This is a genomic window from Pseudomonadota bacterium (assembly GCA_039024915.1).
GTDB lineage: Bacteria > Pseudomonadota > Alphaproteobacteria > Rhizobiales > MH13 > MH13.
Genome location: JBCCPK010000003.1, coordinates 400,403 through 426,575 on the forward strand (window position 1 = coordinate 400,403; position 26,173 = coordinate 426,575).

Annotated in this window: 25 protein-coding genes; 17 read left to right on the forward strand and 8 right to left on the reverse strand. The window is 59.8% G+C overall.

From position 1 onward, the window contains the following. Window position 1: 1 nt before the first annotated feature. Window positions 2–1,111 (reverse strand): S-(hydroxymethyl)glutathione dehydrogenase/class III alcohol dehydrogenase, encoded by a 1,110-nt coding sequence (locus AAF739_08090; GenBank protein MEM6382617.1) that lies wholly within the window; start codon window positions 1,109–1,111, stop codon window positions 2–4. 188 nt (window positions 1,112–1,299) lie between these two features. On the opposite strand from AAF739_08090, the gene AAF739_08095 reads away from it, so the two are divergent. The 16 genes from AAF739_08095 to AAF739_08170 all read left to right on the forward strand — a co-directional run bounded on the left by AAF739_08095 (window position 1,300) and on the right by AAF739_08170 (window position 18,689). Then, on the forward strand, window positions 1,300–2,328 hold the full coding sequence (locus AAF739_08095; GenBank protein ID MEM6382618.1) for a LacI family DNA-binding transcriptional regulator: 1,029 nt from the start codon (window positions 1,300–1,302) through the stop codon (window positions 2,326–2,328). Between the two features lie 36 nt (window positions 2,329–2,364). Beyond that, window positions 2,365–3,417: a sugar phosphate isomerase/epimerase gene (locus AAF739_08100; GenBank protein MEM6382619.1), complete on the forward strand. Its 1,053-nt coding sequence runs from the start codon at window positions 2,365–2,367 to the stop codon at window positions 3,415–3,417. 41 nt (window positions 3,418–3,458) lie between these two features. Beyond that, entirely contained in the window at window positions 3,459–4,307 is an 849-nt protein-coding gene (locus AAF739_08105) for a sugar phosphate isomerase/epimerase (GenBank protein ID MEM6382620.1), read from the forward strand. A gap of 18 nt (window positions 4,308–4,325) precedes the next feature. Continuing rightward, window positions 4,326–5,501: a Gfo/Idh/MocA family oxidoreductase gene (locus tag AAF739_08110; protein ID MEM6382621.1), complete on the forward strand. Its 1,176-nt coding sequence runs from the start codon at window positions 4,326–4,328 to the stop codon at window positions 5,499–5,501. A gap of 167 nt (window positions 5,502–5,668) precedes the next feature. Beyond that, the gene (locus AAF739_08115) at window positions 5,669–7,006 is read left to right on the forward strand and encodes an ABC transporter substrate-binding protein (protein ID MEM6382622.1); all 1,338 of its coding nucleotides are present in this window, start codon (window positions 5,669–5,671) and stop codon (window positions 7,004–7,006) included. A 171-nt stretch (window positions 7,007–7,177) separates the two neighbouring features. Continuing rightward, window positions 7,178–8,125, forward strand: a complete 948-nt coding sequence (locus AAF739_08120) for a sugar ABC transporter permease (GenBank protein ID MEM6382623.1) — start codon at window positions 7,178–7,180, stop codon at window positions 8,123–8,125. A 4-nt stretch (window positions 8,126–8,129) separates the two neighbouring features. Beyond that, window positions 8,130–9,068 (forward strand): carbohydrate ABC transporter permease, encoded by a 939-nt coding sequence (locus AAF739_08125; GenBank protein ID MEM6382624.1) that lies wholly within the window; start codon window positions 8,130–8,132, stop codon window positions 9,066–9,068. A 91-nt stretch (window positions 9,069–9,159) separates the two neighbouring features. Beyond that, on the forward strand, window positions 9,160–9,348 hold the full coding sequence (locus tag AAF739_08130; GenBank protein ID MEM6382625.1) for a hypothetical protein: 189 nt from the start codon (window positions 9,160–9,162) through the stop codon (window positions 9,346–9,348). Between the two features lie 3 nt (window positions 9,349–9,351). Next, a complete protein-coding gene (locus tag AAF739_08135) occupies window positions 9,352–10,464 on the forward strand; it encodes an ABC transporter ATP-binding protein (GenBank protein MEM6382626.1) in 1,113 nt (370 codons plus the stop codon). Further along, complete coding sequence (locus AAF739_08140) at window positions 10,457–11,452, forward strand: ABC transporter ATP-binding protein (GenBank protein MEM6382627.1); 996 nt, start codon at window positions 10,457–10,459, stop codon at window positions 11,450–11,452. The genes AAF739_08135 and AAF739_08140 overlap by 8 nt, the downstream gene beginning before the upstream one ends. Before the next feature lie 26 nt (window positions 11,453–11,478). After that, the gene (locus tag AAF739_08145; protein ID MEM6382628.1) at window positions 11,479–13,098 is read left to right on the forward strand and encodes a dihydroxyacetone kinase subunit DhaK; all 1,620 of its coding nucleotides are present in this window, start codon (window positions 11,479–11,481) and stop codon (window positions 13,096–13,098) included. Window positions 13,099–13,103: 5 nt separating this feature from the next. Further along, the gene (gene xylB, locus AAF739_08150) at window positions 13,104–14,543 is read left to right on the forward strand and encodes a xylulokinase (protein MEM6382629.1); all 1,440 of its coding nucleotides are present in this window, start codon (window positions 13,104–13,106) and stop codon (window positions 14,541–14,543) included. After that, complete coding sequence (xylA, locus tag AAF739_08155; GenBank protein MEM6382630.1) at window positions 14,540–15,844, forward strand: xylose isomerase; 1,305 nt, start codon at window positions 14,540–14,542, stop codon at window positions 15,842–15,844. Before xylB ends, xylA begins: the two co-directional genes overlap by 4 nt. A 12-nt stretch (window positions 15,845–15,856) precedes the next feature. Beyond that, window positions 15,857–16,714, forward strand: coding sequence for an amidohydrolase (locus tag AAF739_08160; protein ID MEM6382631.1), 858 nt, complete (start codon window positions 15,857–15,859; stop codon window positions 16,712–16,714). An 84-nt stretch (window positions 16,715–16,798) separates the two neighbouring features. Further along, window positions 16,799–17,971, forward strand: coding sequence for a nucleotide sugar dehydrogenase (locus AAF739_08165; GenBank protein MEM6382632.1), 1,173 nt, complete (start codon window positions 16,799–16,801; stop codon window positions 17,969–17,971). Window positions 17,972–18,053: 82 nt separating this feature from the next. Then, the gene (locus AAF739_08170) at window positions 18,054–18,689 is read left to right on the forward strand and encodes an NAD(P)H-binding protein (GenBank protein MEM6382633.1); all 636 of its coding nucleotides are present in this window, start codon (window positions 18,054–18,056) and stop codon (window positions 18,687–18,689) included. On the opposite strand, the gene moaA is transcribed toward AAF739_08170, so the two are convergent. Further along, on the reverse strand, window positions 18,690–19,709 hold the full coding sequence (gene moaA / locus AAF739_08175; protein ID MEM6382634.1) for a GTP 3',8-cyclase MoaA: 1,020 nt from the start codon (window positions 19,707–19,709) through the stop codon (window positions 18,690–18,692). Window positions 19,710–19,777: 68 nt separating this feature from the next. After that, window positions 19,778–20,638, reverse strand: coding sequence for an aldose 1-epimerase (locus AAF739_08180; GenBank protein ID MEM6382635.1), 861 nt, complete (start codon window positions 20,636–20,638; stop codon window positions 19,778–19,780). A gap of 190 nt (window positions 20,639–20,828) precedes the next feature. Between AAF739_08180 and uxuA the strand changes: the two genes are divergently transcribed. Then, window positions 20,829–22,055, forward strand: coding sequence for a mannonate dehydratase (uxuA, locus tag AAF739_08185; GenBank protein MEM6382636.1), 1,227 nt, complete (start codon window positions 20,829–20,831; stop codon window positions 22,053–22,055). Here the strand turns inward: uxuA and AAF739_08190 are convergent. The 5 genes from AAF739_08190 to AAF739_08210 all read right to left on the reverse strand — a co-directional run bounded on the left by AAF739_08190 (window position 22,052) and on the right by AAF739_08210 (window position 25,985). Then, window positions 22,052–22,648 carry a hypothetical protein gene (locus AAF739_08190; protein MEM6382637.1) on the reverse strand — a complete coding sequence of 199 codons (597 nt, stop codon included), beginning with the start codon at window positions 22,646–22,648 and terminating at the stop codon, window positions 22,052–22,054. The genes uxuA and AAF739_08190 overlap by 4 nt on opposite strands. Then, a complete protein-coding gene (locus AAF739_08195; GenBank protein ID MEM6382638.1) occupies window positions 22,645–22,986 on the reverse strand; it encodes a hypothetical protein in 342 nt (113 codons plus the stop codon). Before AAF739_08195 ends, AAF739_08190 begins: the two co-directional genes overlap by 4 nt. A 1-nt stretch (window position 22,987) precedes the next feature. Then, window positions 22,988–24,202, reverse strand: a complete 1,215-nt coding sequence (locus AAF739_08200) for a YeeE/YedE family protein (protein ID MEM6382639.1) — start codon at window positions 24,200–24,202, stop codon at window positions 22,988–22,990. A 77-nt stretch (window positions 24,203–24,279) separates the two neighbouring features. After that, window positions 24,280–25,209, reverse strand: a complete 930-nt coding sequence (locus AAF739_08205) for a sulfurtransferase (protein MEM6382640.1) — start codon at window positions 25,207–25,209, stop codon at window positions 24,280–24,282. Between the two features lie 188 nt (window positions 25,210–25,397). After that, the gene (locus tag AAF739_08210; protein ID MEM6382641.1) at window positions 25,398–25,985 is read right to left on the reverse strand and encodes a molybdenum cofactor guanylyltransferase; all 588 of its coding nucleotides are present in this window, start codon (window positions 25,983–25,985) and stop codon (window positions 25,398–25,400) included. Between the last annotated feature and the right edge of the window lie 188 nt (window positions 25,986–26,173).

A 26,173-nucleotide genomic window follows, 5' to 3' on the forward strand; every position in this document is an offset into this window, starting at 1 on the left:
ATCAATACAGCACCACCGAGCGAATACTCTCGCCTGCGTGCATCAGGTCGAAGCCCTTATTTATATCGTCGAGCGGCATGGTGTGGGTGATGAGGCTATCGATATCGATCCGACCCTCCATGTACATGTCGACGATTCCGGGCACGTCCGTGCGGCCCCTCGCACCGCCGAAGGCCGAACCGCGCCAGACACGCCCGGTGACCAGTTGGAACGGCCGGGTCTGGATCTCAGCGCCCGCTGGTGCCACGCCGATGATGATGCTCTCACCCCATCCCTTGTGCGCGCACTCCAGCGCCGCGCGCATGACTTCAACGTTGCCGATGCATTCGAACGAGTAGTCAGCCCCGCCTTCTGTAAGCTCAACGAGATGGCCGACCAGATCGCTATTGATCTCGTTGGGATTGACATAATCGGTCATGCCGAACTGCTCGGCGATGGCCTGCTTTGAGGGGTTCGTGTCGACGCCAACGATCTGGCGCGCGCCAATGAGGCGCAACCCTTGGATCACGTTTAGTCCAATGCCGCCCAGGCCAAAGACGACGGCGCGGCTGCCTGGCTCCACCTTTGCGGTGAACATGACCGCGCCGATGCCCGTGGTCACGCCGCAGCCGATGTAGCAGATCTTGTCGAACGGCGCGTCATTGCGAACCTTCGCCAGCGCGATTTCGGGCAGAACCGTGTAGTTCGAGAATGTCGAGCAGCCCATGTAGTGCAGGAGCTTCTCGCCTTTGTAGGAGAAGCGGCTCGTACCATCGGGCATAACGCCTTGCCCCTGGGTCGCGCGAACTTTCTGGCAAAGGTTCGTTTTGGGGTGCAGGCAGTAGTCGCACTCGCGGCACTCGGGCGTGTACAGCGGGATGACATGGTCGCCGACCTGAACGGACGTCACGCCCTGTCCGACTTCCTGAACGATCCCCGCGCCCTCGTGGCCCAGAATAGCCGGGAAGGCCCCCTCGGGGTCCGCGCCAGACAGGGTGAACTCATCTGTGTGGCAAATCCCGGTTGCCTTGATCTCGACAAGGACCTCGCCTGCCTTGGGACCCTCAAGATCGACTTCAATGACCTCTAGCGGCTTTCCCGCCTCGAACGCTACGGCTGCGCGCGTTTTCATGGTCCATCCCCCCGATTTTATTGTTGTGGACTGTTTTCCCCATGGCTAACGCCGCATACGGCCTCGCGCAAGCGCCGTGCTGTGCAATCAAGCTTTCTGATTGACGTACCTCAGAAAAGCAGCCTAGGTTCGCCGCCCTAGGGAGAGGTCGGGGCAGAGCGAACCGACTTTCAAGTCTGAGCGAGATAATGGGAAAACCCACCGTTCATGACATCGCACACGAAGCGGGGGTGAGCCTTGCCACCGTTGATCGTGTACTCAACGACCGCCCGGGCGTGCGGCAGCCAACCGCTTTGCGAGTTCACAACGCAATCGAAAAGCTCGGCTATGTTCGCGACGTGCATGCGGCAAACCTTGCGCGCGGTCGGCAATATCGCTTCGCGTTTGTTCTCCCCGACAGCAAGACTCAGTTTCTGGGTGCGTTACGCGATGCCATAGCGGAGGCATCGGAAGGGCTGCGCATCGATCGGGCTGAACTGCGGATCGTTGAGGTCCCTCTGAACGACTCGGCCATCATGCGGCGATCGCTTGAGGCGATCATGGACGATGGGCTCGACGGTATCGCGATCATGGCGAACGAGACGCCGGTTGTGCGCGATATGATCGCCCACCTAAAAGGACAGGGGATCGCGGTCGCCACGCTGGTCACCGACCAACCAAACGCCGAGCGCGACCATTTTGTCGGCATCGATAACCTGGCCGCTGGCCGCACAGCAGGCCACCTGATGGGGCGGTTTATCGGCCCGGCGGCGGGCAAGATCATGGTCATCGTCAACACGACGCTCGCGCGCGATATGGTGCAGCGGCGGCAGGGCTTTGATGAAGTTTTAGCGAACGACTTCCCCCATTTGAGGGTTCTGCCTTCTCTGGAAGGTTATGATGATCGCGAAACCACGGCTCGGGTCAGCCAGGAATGCCTGCACAACCATTCCGATGTGGTCGGCATCTACCTGGTCGGAGCGGGAACACGTGGACTGACGCAGACGCTGAAGACGATCGACTATCCACACAAGCCGGTGGTGATCGCTCACGAACTGACGCCACACGCCCGCGAATGCCTGGGGTCAGGCCTGATCGATGTGGTCATCAATCAAAACATCGGACATCTGGTCCGGTCTGCGACGCGGGTTTTGCGCTCGCGCTGCGACGGTCGGCCCGTCATCGAAAGCCAAGAACGGATCCGTATCGAGATCGTGCTGAAGGAAAACCTTCCCTAAGCACGCTCCAAAAACAAGAAACACCGGGAGACACCAATGAAAGCCATCAAGGGCCCAGCGCTCTTTCTCGCCCAGTTCGCGGGCGATGAAGCACCATTCAATTCGTGGGACGCGATCACGAAGTGGGCCGCCGATTGCGGCTACATCGGTGTACAAGTTCCGAGCTGGGACGGTCGGCTTTTCGATCTGGCCAAGGCAGCTGAATCGAAGACCTACTGCGATGATTTTAAAGGGCAGGCAGCTGCCAACGGGATAACCGTCACCGAGCTTTCGACGCATCTACAGGGCCAACTGGTCGCGGTGCACCCCGCCTATGATGCCGCCTTCGATGGATTTGCAGACCCGTCCGTGCATGGCAATCCGGCAGCGCGGCAGGCCTGGGCAGTCGATCAGGTTATGAAAGCCATCACCGCATCCAAGAACATGGGTATCAGCGCCCATGTCACCTTTTCGGGCGCCCTCGCCTGGCCCTACGTCTATCCGTGGCCGCAGCGCCCTGCCGGCCTGATCGAAACCGCGTTCGATGAACTGGCGGCTCGCTGGAAGCCGATCCTCGATCACGCAGAAGAGTGCGGCGTAGATATCTGTTACGAGATCCACCCAGGGGAAGACCTGCATGATGGCATCTCTTTCGAGATGTTCCTCGAGCGCGTGGGCAACCATGCTCGCGCCAACATGCTGTATGATCCCTCGCACTATGTGCTGCAGGCGCTCGATCACCTCGCCAACATCGACATCTACCACGACCGCATCAAGATGTTTCACGTCAAAGATGCGGAGCTGAACCCCACTGGCCGGCAAGGCGTTTATGGCGGCTATCAAAGCTGGGTAGATCGTGCGGGACGGTTCCGCTCGCTTGGCGATGGTCAGGTGGACTTCAAGGGCGTTTTCTCCAAGCTGACCCAGTACGGCTTTGATGGCTGGGCGGTCGTCGAATGGGAATGCGCGATCAAGCACCCCGAAGATGGCGCACGCGAAGGTGCGCAGTTCGTCAAGGATCATATTATCCGGCCGACTGAAGTCGCCTTTGACGACTTCGCTGGCGGCGGAGCCGATGACGCGGCCAACCGCAAGATGCTCGGTCTGTAGGCCGATGACGTGCTTTGCAACGAAACAGCGCGGCGGCAGGCATGCAGATCGGGTTTAACCTTCTGCTGTGGACGACCCACCTGACCGACGACCTTCTGCCGGTTTGCGAACGGCTGAAGGCGCTCGGTTATGACGGGGTCGAAGTGCCGGTGTTCGAGGCCGACCCGAGCTATTATGGCGAGCTTGGCTCCAAGCTCGATGACATGGGTTTGCGCAGAACAACCGTCGGCGTTGTCGCCAGTCCGGAAGCCAACCCTATGGCCGCTGACGCACAGACGCGCGCGGCCGGTGTCGATCACCTCAAATGGCTCGTCGATTGCTCTCAGGCCCTTGGCGCTGAGGTTCTGTGCGGGCCCTTCACCCAGCCGCTGGCAACGTTTTCGGGCAGCGGGCCCACCCAATCAGAGCTGGAACATCTGACTGAAAGCCATAAAGCGATGGCCGATCACGCCGTGGGCACCGGCTTGAAGCTCGCGGTCGAACCGCTCAACCGGTTCGAATGCTACGCCTTGAATACCGCCCAACAGGCGGCTGATCTGGTCAAGGGCGTGGCGGCTGATCATTATGGCTATCTGTACGACACCTTCCACTTCAACATCGAAGAGAAGAACCCGATTGAAGCCATCCACCGGACGGCATCTGCGATCAACCATATCCACATATCCGAGAATGATCGCGGCACGCCGGGCCGTGGACACATTGATTTTGCGGCAGTTTTCAATGCGCTGAAATCAGTCGGCTACGACGACTGGCTGGTGGTTGAAGCCTTTGGATTGGCGCTGCCGGACCTCGCGGCGGCAACGAAGGTTTGGAGACCACTTTTCGACACGGAAGACCAGGTCGCCTCGGAGGCGATCACGCTCATACAAGACGGCTGGCAGGCCGCGTAATACTGACGGGAGACATCCATGGCCATTGAAGGTAAAGACGACACGCACGCGGGACGCATCAGGCTGGGAATGGTCGGCGGCGGTCGCGATGCCTTCATCGGCGGTGTCCACCGGATCGCCAGCCGCATCGATGATCACTTCATGCTGGTCGCGGGCTGCTTCTCGTCGACCGCGGAAAAATCGCGCGCTTCAGGCGCTGATCTGGGCCTCGACCCTGACCGGGTCTATGATGACTTCACCGAGATGGCCAAACGCGAGGGCCGACTGAAAGCGGGCATCGATGCGGTTGCGATCGTTACGCCCAACCACATGCACTACCCCGTCGCGCGCGAGTTTCTCAGACGCGGCATCCATGTGATCTGCGACAAGCCCCTCACCTCGACGCTTACCGACGCCAAGAAGCTTGTCGCTGTAGCCGAAAAATCCGGCGCGGTGTTCGCGCTGACGCACAATTACACCGGATACCCCATGATCCGGCAGGCCCGCGCCATGATCGCCAGCGGCGACATCGGGGAAATCCGTGTCGTGCAGGCCGAGTATCCGCAGGACTGGTTGTCCGAACCGCTTGAGCAGACCGGGATGAAACAAGCCGCATGGCGCACGGACCCGGCACAATCGGGCGCAGGTGGCTGTGTCGGCGACATTGGCACGCACGCCTACAATCTGGCACGCTTCGTAACGGGCCTTGAACTGGAGGAACTATCGGCGGAACTGAGCACGTTCGTTGATGGTCGCAAGCTCGATGACAATGCGCAGGTGATGCTGCGGTTTGCCGGTGGTGCGCGCGGTATGTTGTGGTCAAGCCAAGTCGCACCGGGCAACGAAAATGCGCTACGGCTGCGCGTCTACGGCACCAAGGGAGGGCTCGAGTGGTGCCAGGAAGACCCAAACTATCTCTGGTATACCCCTTTTGGAGAACCCAAACGTCTGATTACGCGAGGCGGTGCCGGCTCGAACGACGCCGCGGGCCGTGTGAGCCGGATCCCGCCGGGCCACCCCGAGGGATATCTCGAAGGGTTCGCGACCATTTACAGCGAAGCCGCACACGCCATCCGCGCCGCCCAGTCGGGAGCGCCAATCGATGGCGATGTCGTGTTCCCAACCGTGCACGATGGGCTTGAGGGCGTTGCCTTTGTCGACGCATGCGTCCGATCATCCACGCGCAATGGCGCTTGGGTGAAACTGAATATCTGACTGTTTCCAATGAGATACGGGAGTTCAAACCACACACTCAGCAAATTTGAGGCACGTTCCTCAAAAAAGTTCTTTACTTGAGGTACGCACCTCATTTAGTCTTGAAACAAGCCCGAAAAAGTTCGTCACAAGACGACGCCAACGGGTCTCACAGGGAGGATTATCACATGAAATCCATGAAATTTTTGACCGCGACTGCGCTCTCCGGCGCGCTTGGCATGGTCGGGGCCGTCGGGCTTCCTGCAGCTGCGGCTCAAGCGGAAGATCTGACACTTTGCTGGGCGGCCTGGGATCCGGCAAACGCACTTGTCGAACTGTCCAAGCAGTTCGAAGAGGAGAGCGGCCACACCATGAACTTCGAGTTTGTGCCATGGCCAAACTTCGCGGACCGCATGCTCAACGAGCTCAACTCAGGTGGCCAGCTGTGCGACCTGCTGATCGGTGACAGCCAGTGGATCGGCGGCGGTGCCGAGGCCGGCCATTATGTGAAGTTGAACGACTTTTTCGACGCCGAAGGCATCTCGATGGACGATTTCGCTCCGGCGACCGTCTACGCTTACTCCACATGGCCCAAAGGTTCGGAGAATTTCTACGCTCTGCCCGCCATGGGGGACGCCAATGGCTGGTTCTACCGCAAGGATTGGTTCGAGCGCGAGGACATCCGCGCCGCATATCTCGCCGAAACAGGTGAAGAACTTCGCGAGCCGCAAACGCAGCGCGAGCTGCTGCAGATTGCGCAATTCTTCCAAGAGCGCGAGATCGACGGCCAGACCCGCTATGGCGCCGCCATCTTCACCGAACGCGGTTCGGAAGGCATCACCATGGGTGCAACCGGGGCGCTTTATGCCTGGGGCTTCCAATATGAAAGCGAGCCGGGGTCCTACCAGATGGATGGCGTGGTGAACTCCGCTGCCGCTGTCGAAGCGCTTGAGTTCTACAAAGAGCTGTATGAAACGGCGACGCCCCCGGGCTACACCGATAGCTACATGGGCGAGTCACTGGACGCATTCAAATCCGGTCAGGTCGCCATGGCGATGAACTGGTTTGCTTTCTTCCCGGGCCTTTACGCCGATCCGGACATCGGCGGCGACACGATCGATTTCTTCGTCAACCCGCCACAGGAAGTCGAAGCGTCGACGCTTGGCGGTCAGGGCATCTCGGTTGTCGCATATTCCGAAAAGCAAGATGCTGCCCTTGAGTACATCAAGTGGTTCGCGCAGCCCGACATTCAGGCGCAGTGGTGGGAGCTCGGCGGTTATTCGGCACACAATTCGGTGCTGAACGACCCCGGTTTTGTCGACAGCCAACCGTTCGCTGGCGACTTCCTCGAAGCAATGGCGAATGTACAAGACTTCTGGCAGGAGCCGACTTACGCCGAGTTGCTGCTCGCCATGCAGCGGCGCTTGCATGACTACGTTGTTGCTGACCAAGGGACAGCGCAGGAAGCTTTGGACCTTCTGGTTGAAGACTGGACCGAGGTCTTTGAAGACGAGGGCAAGCTTTAAGAGCGAGCCCGGGGGCGTTCCTCCCGCGCGTTCGCGCGCAACTCGTGGCTGCCAGGCCCTGAACCCTCTGGGTCTGGCAGCCCTTTTCACGCGGTCAACGTGTCTTGGTGCCCGGTATCGCGCCGCTTTCGCAGACCTTGACCGCCAAGCGTCCAGCTAAGGAAACAAGCCATGGCTGACAGCACCATGGACCGCGTGGCTCAAGCGACGCCGCCAAAAGTCGCGCATAAAATCAAAGGCTTAAGCGATCGTGCGATCGCTTGGATATTTGTTGGGCCGACGATTTTTCTGCTGCTTGCGATCAACATCTTTCCGTTGATCTGGACGATCAATCTGTCCTTCACGAACTTTCGGGCGAACCGCCCCAATCGCGAGGTCGATTACGTCGGCCTTCGCAACTACGAGCGCATCCTCACCGATAGCGATATCTGGATGACGATGCAGGCGACGGCGCACTTCCTGTTCTGGACCATTGCGCTACAGGTCGTGATTGGGTTTGCGCTCGCTTACCTTATCAACAAGAAGTTCAAGGGCAACGATCTTTGGACGACCATCATCGTGCTGCCGATGATGTTGTCCCCTGCCGTTGTGGGCAATTTCTGGACCTTTCTCTATCAACCACAAATTGGCGTCTTCAACTACATCATCTCGTTCTTTACCGGGGCCGATCCGTCCTCGTTTGAAATGATTGGCTCGGTTACACTAGCACCGTGGGCGATCATTATCGTGGACACTTGGATGTGGACACCGTTCGTCATGCTGATCTGTCTGGCGGGCCTGCGAAGTATCCCCGATTACATCTACGAGGCGGCCGAAATCGACCGCGCTTCCAAGTTCAGACAGTTCTGGACGATCACGGTGCCGATGGTTTTGCCGTTTCTGATGCTCGCGGTGCTGTTCCGGGGCATCGAGAACTTCAAGATGTTCGATCTGGTGGTGCAGTTGACGGGCGGTGGCCCGGGTACGGTCACCGAGCTGACCTCCATCAACCTCAAGCGCGAAGCGTTCGAGAAATGGCGGACGGGTTATGCCTCCGCGTATGCCATCATCCTGTTCGTCACGGTCTTCGGCCTCGCCTCGATCTACGTGAAGGCGCTCAACAAGGTGAAGGAGCGCTAAGGTCATGGCTGCGCACTCCATCAACGAACCGTCCAGACGGCAAAAGACCATCGCTGGCACGCTGGTGATCGCCTACGCGCTCATCACCATGATTCCGCTGGCGTGGATCTTCATCACCGGCTTCAAATCGCCCTCCGACGCCATCGCCTACCCGCCGAAGATCGTCTTCGAACCAACGCTGGAAGGCTATGTGAACCTGTTCACGCAACGCACCCGGCAAACCCAGGAGTTCCTCGACGCCAATCCACCAGAGGCCTGGTACGATGAGATCGTGCGCCAGTATGACATGGTCATTGTCGGCCCGTCGAAGTTCGGCGAACGGTTCCTCAACTCGGTGATCATCGGTTTTGGCTCGACATTCCTCAGCGTGTTTCTGGGGACCCTTGCCGCCTACGCGTTCAGCCGGTTTCGAATACCTTTGGCGGACGACTTGCTGTTTTTCATCCTCAGTACGCGGATGATGCCGCCCATTGCCGTCGCGATCCCGATCTTCCTGATGTACCGCGAGCTGGGCCTGTCGGACACGCACCTAGGCATGATCCTGCTCTATACCGCCGTGAACATCTCGTTGGCAGTTTGGCTCCTCAAAGGCTTTATCGACGAGATCCCGCGCGAGTACGAAGAGGCGGCGTTGATCGACGGTTACACGCGCTTTCAGGCGTTTTACAAGATCGTCCTGCCGCAAGCCGCGACGGGTATCGCCTCGACCGCGATTTTCTGCCTGATCTTCGCCTGGAATGAATACGCCTTTGCCGTGCTCCTAACGTCTGGCACGGCACAGACCGCGCCGCCCTTCATTCCGACGATCATCGGTGTTGGCGGGCTGGACTGGCCGGCTGTCGCGGCGGGCGCAACGCTCTTCCTGGTGCCTGTTATGGTGTTCACCATCGTCCTGCGCAAACACCTCTTGCGCGGCATCACGTTTGGGGCCGTCCGGAAATGATGGTCTCGATGAAACCTGTCCGGTTAACCGCCCCAAACCACGTGTGTTGGCTCTGGGCCTCCCGATCAACCGCAAACGGGGCCGTCCGGAAATGAGCAAGTTCTTCACCGGCATCATCGAGAGACGACGCGGTCCGTGGGAGATGGTCGCCACCATCCTTATCGCGCTTGGTGTGTTCATGCTCATGCAACCCTTCGCGATCGAATTATACACCTATTCCTTTATCGTAACGCTCGTGGGCACGGTGATGTTCATCGTCGTCAGCCACTTCCGGGAGTGACGCGTGGCTGAGATCATCATCAATAATCTGCGTAAGAAATTCGGCGACTTCACCGCCGTCCAGTCTTCGTCTTTCACAATCGAGGACGGTGAGTTCTTCATGCTGCTGGGCCCATCGGGTTGCGGCAAGACAACGACCTTGCGGATGATTGCGGGACTTGAGCTGCCGACCTCTGGCGAGATCACCATTGATGGCGAAGAGGTCAGCCAGAGGCCTGCCTCGGAGCGGGACATCGCGATGGTGTTCCAAATGTTTGCGCTCTACCCGCACATGAATGTGCGCAAAAACATCTCCTATCCGCTCGTCAGCCAGGGAATGCCAAAGGTGGAAGTCAAGGAGAAGGTAGCGGAGGTCGCGAAGATCCTCGGCATTGAGGACATCCTGAACCGGCCGGTCGGTGGTCTATCGGGGGGCGACCGGCAGCGCGTTGCGCTTGGGCGGGCGATCGTACGCCATCCCAAGGCTTTCATGATGGACGAACCACTGGGCGCACTCGATGCCGAGTTTCGCGAGCATATGGCCGAAGAGCTACGGGCGCTGCACGACAGGATGGGCGCGACCACGGTGTATGTGACCCACGATCAGCTCGAAGCCATGCAGATGGGCGACAAGATCGTGGTCATGAATCATGGCGTGATCGAGCAGTTCGGTACACCTCAGGATATCTATGACAAACCGGCAACGATGTTCGTTGCCGACTTCATTGGCTCTCCCTCCATGAACTTTCTCGAGCCGGTTACGACATCACTAGACGCAGGCGGCCACGCGATTGAGGTTCAGGACCACACGATCGAGGTCCCATCGCTGCATGAGAGCTTCAGCGGCGACATCGTGGTCGGCGTCAGACCGGAACACGTGAAGCTCGTTGATGATGGGGACCTGCGCGGCGAGGTTGAGGCGACGGAGTATTTGGGCACAACCCAGATCGTCACCCTCAAAACAGGCGGAGGGTCTTTGAAGGCTCGGGTCCCCTCAAGTCAGGTGGCAAAGGTTGGCGAGACCGTTGGTTTGACGCTCAACGCGCGCACGATCACGCTCTTTGATGAGGCGACAGGACGCGCATTGCGCTCAGACCTCAACGCCAACACCGCGCATGGGGGAGCCGCCAATGGCTGATGTTTCTCTATCGCAGATCACCAAACGCTTTGGCCAGGATGTCGCCGTCGAAGACGTGAGCATGACGATCTCAAACGGTGCATTCGTTGTATTGCTTGGGCCAACCGGCGCGGGAAAGACCACGACGCTGCGGCTTATTTCAGGGCTCGAGAAGCCTGATAGCGGCGACATCACGATCGAAGGGCAGTCAGTTGCCAATCTGACGCCCGCGCAACGCAATGTGGCGATGGTCTTCCAGCAATATTCGCTCTATCCGCACATGACAGTCAGGGATAATCTTGCGTTTCCGCTGCGCAGTCCGATCCTGAAAACGCCCGAGAATGAGATCGCGCGGCAGGTGCAGAAAGTTGCCGAGGTTCTGCACATCCCGCACAAGCTCGACAACAAGGCAACCGAACTGTCTGGCGGCGAGATGCAGCGGGTCTCCATTGGACGCGCGCTGGTCCGCGATCCAAACATCTACCTCATGGATGAGCCGCTTTCCTCGCTCGATGCCAAGCTGCGCGCCGACCTGCGGATTGAGCTGAAGCGAATCCACGCCGACCTCGGCGCAACGCTGCTTTATGTTACCCATGACCAGATCGAAGCCATGACGATGGCAACGCAGGTTGGTGTCCTCGACAGGGGGCGGCTCGTGCAATTCGGCAGCCCGCGCGAGATCTACGAGAATCCGGTGAGCCAGTATGTGGCCGGACGGCTTGGCCTGCCACGCATCAATCTGTTGCCGGCAAATCTGTTTCCCGGAGCACCCAATGAGGCCGCCACCATCGGTCTTCGACCCGAACACATTCGCGAAGGCGACGGTCAGGAAGCTCAGGTCGTACGCGTCGAGCACCTGGGTGACCAGACCCGGCTGCATTTGAGCTTCAAGGGCCACGACATGATCACATTGGCCGATGTTCACACCGAGCTTGGGCCCGGAGACGCCGTCAAGATCGCCCCCGATAAACCGCTGTATTTTGGCACGGACGGCGCACGCGTCGCCTGACTGCCTTTTCGCTTAAGGACCTACCCATGCGGCAATTCATCAACTCGAAAGAAACGCTGGTCACCGAAGCCATCGATGGTGGTCTTCGGACCGCTGGGGACAAGTTGGCCCGCCTTGATGGCTATCCGCACATCAAGGTCGTCGTGCGCACCGATTGGGACAAGTCGAAGGTGGCGCTCGTTTCGGGAGGCGGTTCCGGCCACGAGCCTAGCCATGCAGGCTTCGTTGGTCGGGGCATGCTCACGGCTGCAGTGTGCGGTGATGTGTTCGCATCCCCTTCGGTAGATGCGGTCCTCGCGGGCATTCTCGCGGTCACGGGAAAAGCGGGCTGCCTGCTGATCGTCAAGAACTATACGGGCGACCGGCTGAACTTCGGCCTCGCGGCGGAACGTGCGCGGGCCTTGGGTCACAAGGTTTCGATGGTCATTGTTGATGATGATGTGGCTCTACCAGATCTGCCGCAGGCGCGCGGCGTGGCCGGCACCTTGTTCGTGCACAAGATCGCTGGTGCGCTGGCGGAACAAGGCGCCGATCTGCATCAGGTCACCCAAGCAGCAAACCGCGTCATCGAGGGCGTGATCTCAATCGGGATGTCGCTCGATACTTGCACCGTGCCAGGCTCGCCAAAAGAAGACCGGATCGCGCTGGGCAAAGCAGAGCTTGGGCTGGGGATCCATGGCGAAGCGGGGATCGAACAGGTCGACTACTCCGGCGCCCGCGATGCCATGGCGATGGTCGTTGAACGTCTGGCGCCGAAGATGGAAGACGGGCCGCACGTTGCGCTCCTAAACAATCTCGGTGGCGCCATGCCACTTGAAATGGCGGTACTGGCCGAAGAGCTGATCCGTTCGCGGATTGGCGAGCACATCACGATGAAGATCGGTCCTGCGCCATTGATGACCTCCCTCGACATGCAAGGTTTTTCCGTCTCGCTGCTTCCCCTCACAGACGAGGACCGCGAAGCGCTCACGGCACCTGTCGCGCCATGGTCGTGGCCGGGCTGCCATCCCGTTGGCGATGTGCCGGTCAATCCGCTTCCCGATGGACTTTCGCCTATCGCTCCAACGCCCTCGGCGAATCCCGAGATGGCGGCCTTCCTTGAGAAGTGCTGCGACGCGCTTGTTGCCGCCGAAGCGGACCTCAACGCGCTCGATGCCAAGTCAGGCGACGGTGACACTGGGTCAACGCTTGCGGGCGCAGCCCGTGCCCTGAAGGGAGCGCTTTCCCGCATGCCTCTGGCGGATACCACACAGCTTTACCGGGCCCTTGGGCTGGAACTGAGCCAGACGATGGGCGGGTCATCGGGCGTTCTGCTCGCGATTTTCTTTGCTGCCGCCGGTGATGCGTCTGCCAATGGCTCAACGGCGACGGGCGCCTTGAAAGCGGGCCTCGACCGGATCATGGAGGTTGGTGGTGCCCAACCGGGCGATCGCACCATGATCGATGCCATGGGACCCGCTCTCAAAGCTTTGCCAGATGGCGTCGCGGCCGCCGCCGCCGCCGCTCGGGCTGGCGCCAATCAAACGGCACAGATCACCAAGGCTAAGGCAGGTCGCGCGAGCTATATCGCCGAAGACAAGCTTGCCGGACACAACGATCCGGGTGCCGAAGCGGTGGCGCGCTTGCTTGAAACGCTGGCGGCCTGAAATCCATGTATCTTGGCCTCGATCTTGGCACCTCCGGTCTCAAGGGCCTGGTCATCGATGACGAGCAGGCACTGGTAGCGAGCGCGACAGCTCCGCTTGAGGTCTCACGACCGCAAAGCGGATGGTCCGAACAGGATCCCGATAGCTGGATCGCCGCGTGCGAGAGGGTCTTCGGCGCTCTCAAGGAGCAGATCGACCTTAGCTCGATCAAAGGCATTGGCCTGTCCGGGCAGATGCATGGCGCAACGGCCCTATCCGCCGATGGCAAGCCACTGTGGCCGAGCATGCTTTGGAACGACACGCGCTCTGCGTCCGAGGCTTCGGCGATGGATGCCGACCCCGACTTCCGCAAGCTGTCCGGCAACATCGTCTTTCCGGGCTTTACGGCCCCAAAGATCGAATGGCTTCGGGTCAACAAGCCTGACTTGTTCGACACAATCGACAAGGTCCTTCTGCCGAAGGATTATCTGCGTTTGTGGCTGACAGGCGAAGCCGTCTCAGACATGTCGGACGCGGCTGGAACCTCGTGGCTCGACACTGGAGGGCGCGATTGGTCGAATACGCTTCTGGCAAAGGCGCACCTCTCGCGGGAGCAAATGCCCCGACTTGTTGAAGGCTCGGAGATTTCTGGCAAGCTCCGCCCAGACTTCGCTGAAACGTTCGGTTTTTCCGAAGGAGTGGTGGTCGCGGGTGGTGGCGGGGATAATGCAGCGTCGGCAATTGGAGTTGGCGTCGTCAAGCCCGGAGATGCGTTTGTTTCGCTAGGGACCTCGGGCGTTCTGTTCGCAGCCAATGGCGCCTACCAACCCGATCCTGAAACGGCGGTTCACACCTTCTGTCACGCCGTGCCCAATACCTGGCACCAGATGGGGGTCATTCTCGCTGCCACCGACGCCTTGGCGTGGTTCGCTGGCCTTGTCGGCTCGGAGCCCCCTGCCCTGACCAGCTCCCTGGGCGAGCTCCAAGCGCCGGGCCGAACTGTCTTCCTGCCTTACCTGGGTGGCGAGCGGACGCCGATCAACGATGCGGCCATCCGAGCCAGCTTCCTCGGATTGGAACACGCCACAGACCGAGATGCGGCAACACGAGCGGTGCTCGAAGGCGTATGCTTTGCGCTGCGCGATTGTCAGGTCGCGCTCGAGGCGACCGGTACACACTATGAAACGCTTTTGGGCGTAGGAGGCGGAACCCAATCGGACTATTGGCTTTCCGCTTTGGCAACCTGTCTCGGCAAGCCAATCGACCTGCCACAAGGCAGCGAACTGGGCGGCGCGTTCGGTGCCGCGCGGCTTGGCCTGATGGCTGCGACGGGTGCGGGTGCGGAGATCGCGGCCAAGCCGCCCATTGCCAAAACCATTGAACCTGTCGCCGCGCTCACATCGACGTTCGATGAAGGCTACGACCGGTATGTTCGCGCGCGTGGCGCGCTTGGAGACTTGCAATGACCGATTTCTTCGCTGGGCTTGAGCCCGTTCGCTTCGATCCCAACGCCCCCGCGGACGCCCTCGCCTATCGGCATTACAATCCCGAAGAAGTCGTCATGGGCAAAAAGCTCAAGGATCATCTGCGTTTCGCTGTCGCTTACTGGCATTCGTTCGCGTGGCCCGGAGGGGATCCGTTCGGCGGGCAAACATTTGATCGTCCGTGGTTTGGCGACACAATGGAGCTTGCGAAATTGAAGGCCGACGTTGCTTTCGACATGTTCGCCCTTCTCGATGTGCCGTTCTTCTGCTTCCACGACGCCGACGTCCGCCCCGAAGGTGACAGTTTCGCGGAGAACCAGCGCAACCTTGAGGCGATCGTCGATTACTTCGCGCAGAAGATGGAAACCTCGAACACCAAACTCTTGTGGGGCACCGCGAACCTGTTCTCGCATCGACGTTTCATGGCCGGAGCAGCCACCAACCCCGATCCGGACGTGTTCGCCTGGTCGGCGGCGACCATCAAGACCTGCATGGACGCAACGCATAAGCTCGGTGGCGCAAACTACGTTTTGTGGGGCGGGCGCGAAGGCTATGAAAGCCTGCTGAACACCGACCTTGGCCGCGAAGCCGAGCAGGCAGCGCGGATGCTGCACAAAGTGGTCGATTACAAGCACAAGATCGGATTCGAGGGAACGATCCTGATTGAGCCCAAACCTCAGGAGCCGACCAAACACCAGTACGATTATGACGTTGCGACGGTGTACGGCTTCCTCAAACGCTTCGGTCTCGAAAACGAGGTGAAACTCAATATCGAGCAAGGCCATGCTATTCTGGCTGGGCACAGCTTCGAGCATGAACTCGCCATGGCCGCGAGTTTAGGGGTTCTGGGGTCCATCGACATGAACCGCAACGACTACCAATCGGGCTGGGACACTGACCAGTTTCCAAATTCGGTGCCCGAAGTTGCGCTGGCCTATTACGAGGTTTTGAAGGCCGGGGGGTTCACAACAGGCGGCACCAATTTCGACGCGAAACTGCGGCGGCAATCGCTGGATCCAGTCGATCTGATTGCTGCACATGCGGGCGCGATGGATGTCTGCGCACGCGGTCTCAAGGCGGCGGCAGCAATGCTGGAAGACGGAAAGTTGGAGGCTCTGCGGGCCGAGCGCTATGCCGGTTGGGACGGTTCAGGCGGCAAGGCGATGCTGAACGAAGAAAGCCTGGACGCCATCCATGAACGGGTGCTGCGCGATGGGATCAACCCTCAACCTCGCTCAGGTCGCCAGGAAATCCTCGAAAACCTCGTCAACAGCTACCTCTAGGGCGAACGCGCGATGGCAGAGCCGCTTCTGTTCGATACGCACCAGCACCTGATCTACCGCGAAGCAGCGCGCTACAGCTGGACCGTTCGGGCACCCATCCTTGATGGGCGCGACTTCACGCTCGATGACTACGCCGCCTTGACGAAAGGGCTCGGCGTCGGCGGGGCGTTGTTCATGGAAGTCGACCCCGATGAAGAGCGTTACCAGGACGAAACGCGCTTTGTTGCCAAAGCGATCGACGGATCTCCAACCCGCGGTATCATAGCCTGTTGTCGGCCTGAGCACGCTTCTGGCTTTGACGCTTGGCTTGAAGAAAGCGCTGAACTTGGTGTGGTCGGTTACCGCCGCATCCTGCACATGGTGGATGATGGCGTTTCCCAAACCGAGACTTTCCGGCGTAACGTGCGCGCCATCGGGCAAGCCGGGAGGACGTTCGACGTTGTTATGCACGCCCGGCAACTGCATCTGGCGCTTGAACTCATGACCGTCTGCCCGGACACCCAGTTCGTTCTGGACCATTGCGGCAACCCGGACATTGCCAACAACGCCATGGACCCATGGGCGGACGCCATGACCCAGCTCGCGAAGCTGCCTAACGTGGTCGTGAAGTTTTCCGGGCTGACCGTCAATTGCGGGCCCGGCCAGGACCCGGCGACCGCTGTGGTGCCTTATCTGCACCGCATGATCGACATCTTTGGCCCTGACCGCATCCTGTGGGGCGGCGATTGGCCCGTTGTCGATCTGGCAGTCGGCCTGCCCCGCTGGATCGCGATAACCCGTCAGGTTCTTGCCACGCTCTCAGCTGACGAAGCTGCCGCGATTGCCCATAAAACAGCGGAACGGATCTACAAGGTTTCGATGGCGGCATAGGCGGTTACTCGCAGCCGTTGCGCGGTCGTAGCGCGTACCCTAAACAGTGCCCGTCTTTCCATATGAGCTTCAAAGGGTAGCGCGATGTCGGAGAAGATAGCCGTCGCGGGGCTCGGCTATGTCGGCTTATCAAACGCCGTTCTGCTTTCTCAACAGTTCGAGACCGTTGCCTACGACATCGACCAAGATCGCGTTCAGCTGCTCAACGACAAGCGGTCGCCGATCGACGAACCGTTGATCGAAGAGTATCTGCACTCCAGGCAGCTCAGCTTGACCGCGACGACCGACGCGCAGGCCGCGTTCAGCGATGCCGAGTATGTGATCATTGCCACCCCGACAAACTACGACGCGCAGACAAACGCTTTCGACACCCGATCAGTGGAGACGGTCATTGACCAAGTACTCGACGCCAGCAAACACGCCGTCTGTGTCATTCGCTCGACCATACCCGTAGGGCTGGTCCGGCGACTGCGTGACCAGTTTAAGACCGATCGGATCATTCATTCGCCAGAGTTTCTGCGGGAAGGCAAAGCGCTGCATGACAATCTGTACCCTTCACGGATTGTCGTCGGCGACCGCTCCGTGCGCGGTGAACGATTTGCCGCGATGCTCGCCCAATGCGCCAGACGTGAAGACGTTCCCATCGTCTTGACCGGTCCCGATGAAGCGGAAGCGGTCAAGCTGTTCGCCAACACGTTCCTCGCCATGCGCGTCGCCTTCTTCAACGAACTGGACACGTTTGCGCAAACGGCCGGTATGGATACGCGCGACGTCATCAAGGGCGTTGGCCTCGATCCCCGGATTGGCTCGCACTACAACAACCCATCCTTCGGCTACGGCGGCTACTGCTTGCCCAAGGACACCAGGCAGCTTCTAGCCAACTACCAGTCCGTTCCACAAAACCTCATCCGGGCGATCGTCGACGCCAACACAACAAGGAAGGACTTCATCGCCGAGCAGGTGCTGGCGCGGAACCCCGAATGCGTCGGCGTGTTTCGGCTGACCATGAAGGAGGGGTCCGATAACTATCGAGACAGCTCCGTGCAAGGCGTGATGAAGCGGATCAAAGCCAAGGGTATTCCGATCATCGTCTACGAGCCGTCGCTCGATGCGGTGGAGTTTTTTGGGTCAGCGGTTGTGCGCGATCTCGATGCGTTCAAGAGCGCGTGCGACGTCATCATCGCCAACAGGCGATCACCGGACCTTGAAGACGTCAAGCATAAGGTTTTCACCCGTGATCTGTTCGGGGTCGACTGACGGCTATTGCGTCGCAGGTGTGAACCTTGCGCTTTGCGCATCGTAAGACAGTCATCTTTCACATAAGAGCGGAGTAGATGGCATGCGCTGGCTGGTCATGGGCGGAACATCAGGTATCGGCCGCCAATTGGTCGAACAACTTGATAGGAAGTCGATCGCCGTACGAGCTTTTGGCCGGAGTGCAGGCGAAACCCAGTTCGATGGCAGCCATATCCAGGGTTTCAAGGGCGACGCCCGCGACGCGTCGGACGTGAACGCAGCGCTCGAGGACGCAGATATCGTGGTGCAGGCGCTGGGGATCCGAGAACGGCCCGCGATGCTGTGGGAGCGCGAAACACTTTTCTCTGACGCGACGAGCGTCCTGATCCCAGCCATGCAGGCTGCGAGCGTGAAGCGCCTGATCACGATTACCGGCTATGGGTCCGGTGAGAGCAAGCAGACGATGAGCAAGCTAGTCGCACTCGGCCACAATGCTGTTTTGGGGCGTGTTTACGCGGACAAGAGCCGCCAGGAAGACATGATCAAGGTTAGCGACCTCGATTGGACGCTCGTTCGCCCCACAATCCTCAATGCGGGTGCGTTATCAAAGAGATACAAGGTTCTGACCGAACCATCCTCGTGGCGGCTCGGCACGATATCGCGCGCAGACGTCGCGCATTTCGTTATGGAAGCTGGCGAGAACGGGAGCTTTATCCGGCAGTCGGTCGTCCTGGCCTGATCAGCCGCCGGTCATGCTCATATGCCTGCCGACGGCAGGTTGGGCGCGCGTCCGGTCGATGACGAAATCATGGCCCTTAGGCTTCCGGCTGATCGCTTCGTCGATCGCTTGGAAGAGCAGATCGTTACCCTCGGAGGCTCGCAATGGCGTCCGTAGGTCAGCCGCATCTTCCTGACCCAGACACATGTAAAGCGTGCCGGTGCACGTCACCCGCACCCTGTTACAACTCTCGCAGAAATTGTGGGTGAGCGGCGTTATGAAGCCTAATTTGCCGCCGGTTTCCTCAACACGGACGTAGCGCGCCGGGCCGCCCGTCCGCTCTGGCAGATCGGTGAGCGTGTAAATCTGTTCGAGCTGGCGTCTGACCTTTGTCAGCGGCAGATACTGATCAGTTCGATCTTCTTCGATTTCACCAAGCGGCATTGTTTCGATCAGCGTGAAGTCGACCCCACGCTCGTGTGCCCACTGGATCATCGTGGGAATTTCATGCTCGTTGAAGCCCTTGAGGGCCACCGCGTTAATCTTGACCTTGAGGCCCGCTGCCTGAGCCGCGTCGATACCGTCAAGAACCTTGCTCAGCTCGCCCCAGCGGGTGACCGCGCGGAAGGCGTCTGGGCGAAGCGTGTCGAGCGATACGTTGACGCGTCGGACCCCGTGTCTGAAAAGTGGCTCGGCAAAACGCTTGAGCTGCGAGCCGTTGGTCGTGACCGTCAGCTCATCAAGCGCGCCACTTTCAAGGTGACGCGACAGGCTTTCGACAAGCGTCATGACATTCTTGCGGACCAGGGGCTCACCGCCGGTGAGCCGGAGCTTGCGCACACCTCTGTCAACGAACGCTGAGCACAGACGGTCAAGCTCCTCGAGAGTCAACAGGTCGCGTTTCGGCAGAAATGTCATGTCTTCTGCCATGCAGTACACGCAGCGAAAATCGCAGCGGTCCGTCACCGAGACCCGGAGATAGTTCACCGCACGCCCAAATGGGTCAATAAGCGGCGGCTGTGGGCTCAAGAGATTATCCATCCACTCTTTGTGCAGGCTGACGAAGCGCCTGTAAAGCGTACTTAGGAGAGCCCATCACTTCCCATCAGCTAACGTCGCATACCTTGCCATTCAAGGACCATATCCATGCGAAGACGTTCTCCCGGAGCCAAGAGTTTCAGGCCGGGCATCCCAGGTAGATTGTGCGCGTTGATCGGATGCGAGACCGGCTCGAAGCAAAAGAAGCCTGCCTCCGGCGACGGTGCGTATATGATCGCATGATCGAGCGTCGAACTGGTGATGGACACGCTCACGGCGTCTTCGCCTTGGTCAATATGGGCGGAACCATCCCAACCGCTGAAGCCGTTATCGAGGGCTCCAGTGGGCAGCCTTGTAGGCTCGCTGAAATCAAAATCGATGGGGACCGGCTGCTCGACCGCGCTCGTCGGTAGCTTATCGGCCCCTGCCGGCCAGAAACCGGTCAGCTTTGCCTTCAACCGAGTATGATCGCTTCTGGGAAACCATGGGTGAAAGCCGCCGCCGAATGGCAGCATGTCATCCGCTCTGCTCGTGAGGGTCAGCACGGACGTCAACGCGCCCGCTGTAAGCTGGTAGTCGACGCGCGCGCTATAAATGAGCGGACCGTAGGCGCCTTCAAGTGTAAGCGAAGCCTCGGTACCGCTTTGGCGCTCCACGGCCCACGCTTTCTGAAAGCCGTCGCCATGGATGGCGTAAGGCTGGTCGGTTCGATTTGGATCGAGCCGGTAGAACGTTCCATCGACGGTGAAGCCTCCGTTGATCCGATTTGAAAACGGAACCATCAAATTGCACGCTAGTTCGAAGGCCTCGTCGGCGGGCTTCGCATCGGTGGAGCGCAGAACAGGACGATCACCGACCGTAAGCGATGCGATCGCCGCACCCAGTTCCGGGACAACAACGCACCGTGCATCACCTGCTTCCAGCTCAATCATTTCCACTCTCATATCCCCAGCTTCAGGCATTGTGCGCGCGACGTTCGCCCAGCGCCAAGAAGCAGGCAAGAAGCGCCGGCAATCCTCGCCAAGTCGTACCCTGCCCTTTCGTCGCGAAAGGGGCCCTTGATCGAGGCTCGTTTGGTTGAAACACTCCACGACGGAAACGCCAAAAGAAAGTCAACGCAACATGCACACTGCGCAGGTCCCTGGCGATGGTTATGACGGACTTGAGGAAACCTGGCGCTGGTATGGGCCATCCGATCCAGTCACGCTATCGGACATCCGGCAAACCGGCGCGACCGGCATCGTTACGGCCCTCCATGAAACCTATGATGGTGAAGCGTGGAGCAGCGATGCAATTGCTTCGCGCAAACGGCTGATTGAAGCCGCTGACCTACGCTGGAGCGTGGTGGAGAGCATCCCGGTTCATCCGTCCATCAAGTTCGCCGGCCCCGAAGCCGACCACTTCACAGACGCGTTCGCAACGACGGTCGAGAGGTTGGCCGAGCAAGGCCTTCAAACCATCTGTTACAACTTCATGCCGGTGGTCGATTGGACGCGAACCGACTTGAGCTATCGGCTACCAACCGGCGCGCTGGCTTTGCGTTTCGACATGACGGCTTTCGCGGCGTACGACATGTTTGTCCTCGAACGCCCGGGCGCCTGGGATGATTATGATCCGGCCATGCAGGCGCTGGCGCAAGCGCGCGCAAAACGATTATCCGCCGACGAACGGGACACTCTGGAGAAGACCATCATAGCTGGGCTTCCTGGCTCGGAGTTGTCGCACGATCGCGATGGCATCTTGGAACGGATCAGCCAGTTTGATGACACATCTCCTGCTGCGCTTTTCGATGCACTTCGAAGGTTCCTTGCCATTGTCGTGCCGCGGGCAGAGGCGTGCGGTGCCCGCCTTTGCGTCCATCCCGACGACCCACCCATGCCACTTTTTGGTCTGCCCAGGGTCGTGAGCACACAAGCTGATTACGCGGCGCTCCTTGAAGCCGTTCCATCGCCTTCGAACGGCGTCACCTTCTGCACAGGATCACTGGGCGCACGTGAGGATAATGATCTGATTGCCATGCTTGACGCGTTTGCCGATCGGGTTCACTTCGCCCATCTTCGCAACGTTCGCCGCGAACCAAACGGTACGTTTTACGAGTCCGACCATCTCGATGGCGATGTCGATATGGTCAGCGTGATTGAACGATTGTTGGCGGAGCAACAACGCCGGCGAGATGAAGGCCGCAAAGATTGGCAAATCCCGATGCGGCCCGACCATGGTCACATCCTCCTCGATGACCATGACAAGCAAACCAATCCGGGGTACTCGGCAATTGGACGGCTGAGGGGACTGGCCGAGCTTCGCGGCGTTATGACCGCGATCCGAGCGCGTCCTGCACATTCGCTCTAGAAGCGATGTTCTGCGGTAACCTCTAAGCCACGGCATGCTTTGGGATCTGTTCCGTCGGGGCTTTTGTATGTCGCGATACGCCGATCCCGCTGTCCGATTAAATCAACGATGATCGGACGGTGGGCGGACAGAACACCCGTCAACCAACGGTTCACCAGATAGGATGGCTGCGGCATGTGCACATCGAAACGGTCAAGCAATGCGATCGTGGCGTCCGCCCCCAGCCAGGTGTCGCCGACCACCCAGTGGTTGACCGTAAACAGTCGGAGTAACCGTCCGTGCGCATCGACGCCGACCGCGCATAGGTGATGGATCGGGCCATCGGGGCCTACCGGACGCACAAAGCAGTGGAAGTGTCCATGCTCACTGGAAGCACTGAAAGCTTCGTCCTCATCGCGGGCATGAGAGTGATAAAACCACTGCGCACCACTGTCTGGGTCGAAGACCTCGCCGTCGGGGTACTTGGTCCATGTCGAAAGCTCCGCATGACCACGGAGCGTTTCAGTCAGGACGGATTGGCCGCCCTTCGCCAGAACACGTTCGCAAAACGCCACTTCCTGAGCACTTGCATCGCGTTGTGCGTCCCCGCTCACGACGCTCCGCCGACTTCCGGCTGCGCGAGATCAGGCGCTTCGTCTGCACCCTCCGGCAGTGCTGCTGGCGGCGGAGGAGGCGCAGCGCGGTTGGCGGTCGGCGCGGGTACCGCAGGGGGTGGCGGTGGTGGCTGAAGGGTGCGTGGAGCTGGAGCCGCAGCGGCGCAAGGAGCGAGAGCAGGAGCCCCAGCGGAACAGGGAGCAGCAGCCGCAGCTGGCTGCGCTGTGGCGGCTGGTACAGGTTCCGGCACGCCGTGCGCAGCGTGGTCGAGGGCCACGGCACCGGTCGTCGCGGCGAGCGCCGCGGCGAACAGTATCGTGCTTCGCGTTGCGGTCATGTTAGCCCTGCCTCTTTGCTCGGAAACCGCTCAACCCGAAAAAGGGGCGCACGGCCACACCAAGTGTCGAACCGGCGAACGCCGCTGCAAACCATAACCATGCGTGGGCGCTTCCAGACGCGATACCCGAAAACAGCGCGCCGATATTGCAACCAAAACCAAGCCGGGCACCGTACCCCATGAGCAGGCCGCCGAGAATTGCGGCCATGAGCGACTTGAAGGGAATGTGTGTTCTCACCGCGAACGCGCCTGCGAGAGACGCGGCAAGGCCAGCTCCCAAAATGAGACCGAAATTCATGACAGACACGGTGTTGGCAAGAACCGAACTCTGCAGAGCCTCGGCCTGACCGGGCCATGTCCAGAAGGTCCAGGTTTCAACCGGCACACCGGCCAAGCTGGCAATTTTCGCGCCCCAAAGGCCAAAACCATACGTGATGGACCATGTGTGGCCCGCCACAAGGAGGGTTGCGACGTTCAGAAGCGCAAGCACGAGGCCTGCGCCGATCAATGGCCACGGTCCCCGTAAAAGCCACCGCCAATCGGTTGCTGCAATCGCCGGCTCCCGCTCGACGGTGCCATGAGCACGGCGCTCAATGATCCACGTGAGCGCGGCAACGGCGGCGAGACCCAAAAGTGACAGGCCAAGGCCAACCGGTACGCCAAACCTGGCACCCAGGCTGATGGCCGGAAGCGCAGGCTGGTCCAGCCACCAAGGCAAATGAGCTGTCCCGATAACAGCTCCGACAACAAAGAAAACCAAGGTGACCAACATGCGCGCCGACCCGCCACCAACGGTGAATAAGGTTCCGGACCCGCAGCCCCCGCCCAGCTGCATGCCCAAACCAAAAAGGCCCGCACCGAAAAGGACGGATACGCCAACCGGGGCGAGCGCGCCCGCGAGGGGCTGGTCTCCCAGAGAACCGGCGGCGAGCAGCGGCATCATGGCGATTGCCGCGATGCCGATCATAAGCATTTGAGCGCGAATACCGCGACCGCGCTTTTCAACAACCATGCGCCGCCAAGCACCGGTGAAGCCGAACGCGCCTTGATAAAGAGCGAAACCGAGCCCTGCGCCGATAGCAAAGAGCGAGGCCTGCCGCCAGTCGACGAGCCAGGCGATCGCGAGGAAACCCAACAACAGAAATCCGCCTGCGACACGCGCAGGGTTCACGTCGATTGGCTTGGGCGGTGCAACCGCGAGGGCGGCGTCGGCCATGATCAAAAGATCCTGTTTTCAATGGGAAATGGCGCCCCGACAAGCGAAGCGCCATTCTGCCGTTATTGGTGGTTTGGTTACTGCGTCGCGCGAGCAGGCACCAGCGGGTTGGCAGGGTTCTGCGTGTACTCGGCCATCGAGCCGTCATACATCGCTGTCTGCTCGTTGCCGAGAACCTCGCTAAGACCGAACCACGCAACCGATGCCCAGTGGCCGGTATTGCAGAATGTGATGGTCGCACCCTGCGGATCGACACCTACAGCAGCCACAAGCGCTTCAACCGTCTCCGGCTGCGCGAAGCGAGCGAACTCGCCACTGTAGAAATCGCTGTGTGGCAGGTTCACAGAACTTGGGATCGTCCCCGCTGCCTGCGCGACCGGGCTCTTACTTTCGCCACGGAACTGCTCGAGCGGCCGACCGTCGACAAGGCGAACATCGCTGTCGATAGCGGCCAAGACATCGTCAGTGGTTGCAAGCAAAGCGTCATTGATCTCAACGGAAAACTCTGACGCGTCCGCAACTGTAGGCTCGGCCGCACGCTCGCCACCAGCGGCATCGAACTGGCGCCAGCCACCATCGAGAATCGAAACCTGGTCATGGCCCAGGTAACGGAACGTCCAGTACACACGCGTTGCAGAACCAAACTCGGTTGAATCGGTGCCCCACGGGACAATGACAACATGATCATCATTGTCGATGCCGAGGCTCTCGATAAGCGACTCGATCTCTGCCAGGTCAGGCAGAACACCAGGAATGCCATCGATTTCCGTGCGCCAGCCGGCAGTGTTGTACGGCGCGGATACGGCGCCGGCGATGTAGGGCAACTCACCCAGGTCAGTGTTTTCGACGTTGGCGCGGATGTCGACAACCACCACATCCTGATTGGATTGGTTTTCAATCACCCAGTCCGCACCGACCAGTGGCCCGGCGCCATCAACGGCAAGGGCGGGTGCCGCAAATACTGTGGCGGCAGCCAGAGCGGCAGCGGTAAAAGCTAGACGTTTCACGGAAAGATCCCTCTCACATATCGGCGCTGAGCACCTGTTGAACCAAGTGAGGAGATTAGCGGAGCGTTTTAGGGCTTCCGAGACATCGAAGTCCGCCAAAAGGCTTATGCGAAGAACGTTTTCACCAGTTAAACGGCAATTGCGCAAAAAATAACCAACAGCGCAAATGATATCGATCAAAGGCAAAATCAGTTTGCGCTTACTGCACCAGCTTGTCTTGCCTCCGCAAGCGCCAAATCTGCGGGCGTGTTGATGTTAAAAAAGTGCTGGTCGGACGGCCAACGTTCGGTTCGAGCGCCAGCCATTTCCGCGATTGCGCGAAGGGAAGGAGACGGGGATGACGAAGCCTCGACCTCACCAAGCGCATCCAGCGCCCAATAAGCGCAGGTTGCATGGACGCCGACTTCGTCAGCTGCGATGGCCGATTGGTTTGGCTCCGCCATTAGCCGCTCCGCCAAATCCAGCGGCAGGAAAGGCGTATCCACAGGAACAGTGAGAAATCCCGCCGCGGCTTGTTGCTGCGCGCCCAACCAGTCCGCAACACCCAAAATTCCAGCCACAGGACCCTCGACACCCAACCGATCCGCGATGACCGGTAAAGACAGTCCAAAGTTCTCACGGCCCGACACGGCGATCTGATCGACCATCCCTCTTAGCCGCGAAAGCTGCCGATCGATTAAACGTTCACCACCGACGGTTAAGGTCGCCTTGGTGCGACCCATCCGGCGGGAACGGCCGCCAGCAAGCACAACACCTACGCTTGTTTTAACGGCCATAACCCGTCTCCGTGCATGCGGCTCGGCCGTCAAACCGGGGCGCTGAGCGTGAATCAAAGCGGGGTTGGTGCCGACGATTTGTGCACCCATGTTGAAAATCGTCGATTATTAAGGCGTCCAACACGTCGACTCCTGCGTAATGTCAGCGACAGCGGATCTCCACACAGTCTTTTGCGGCGAGGCCTGAC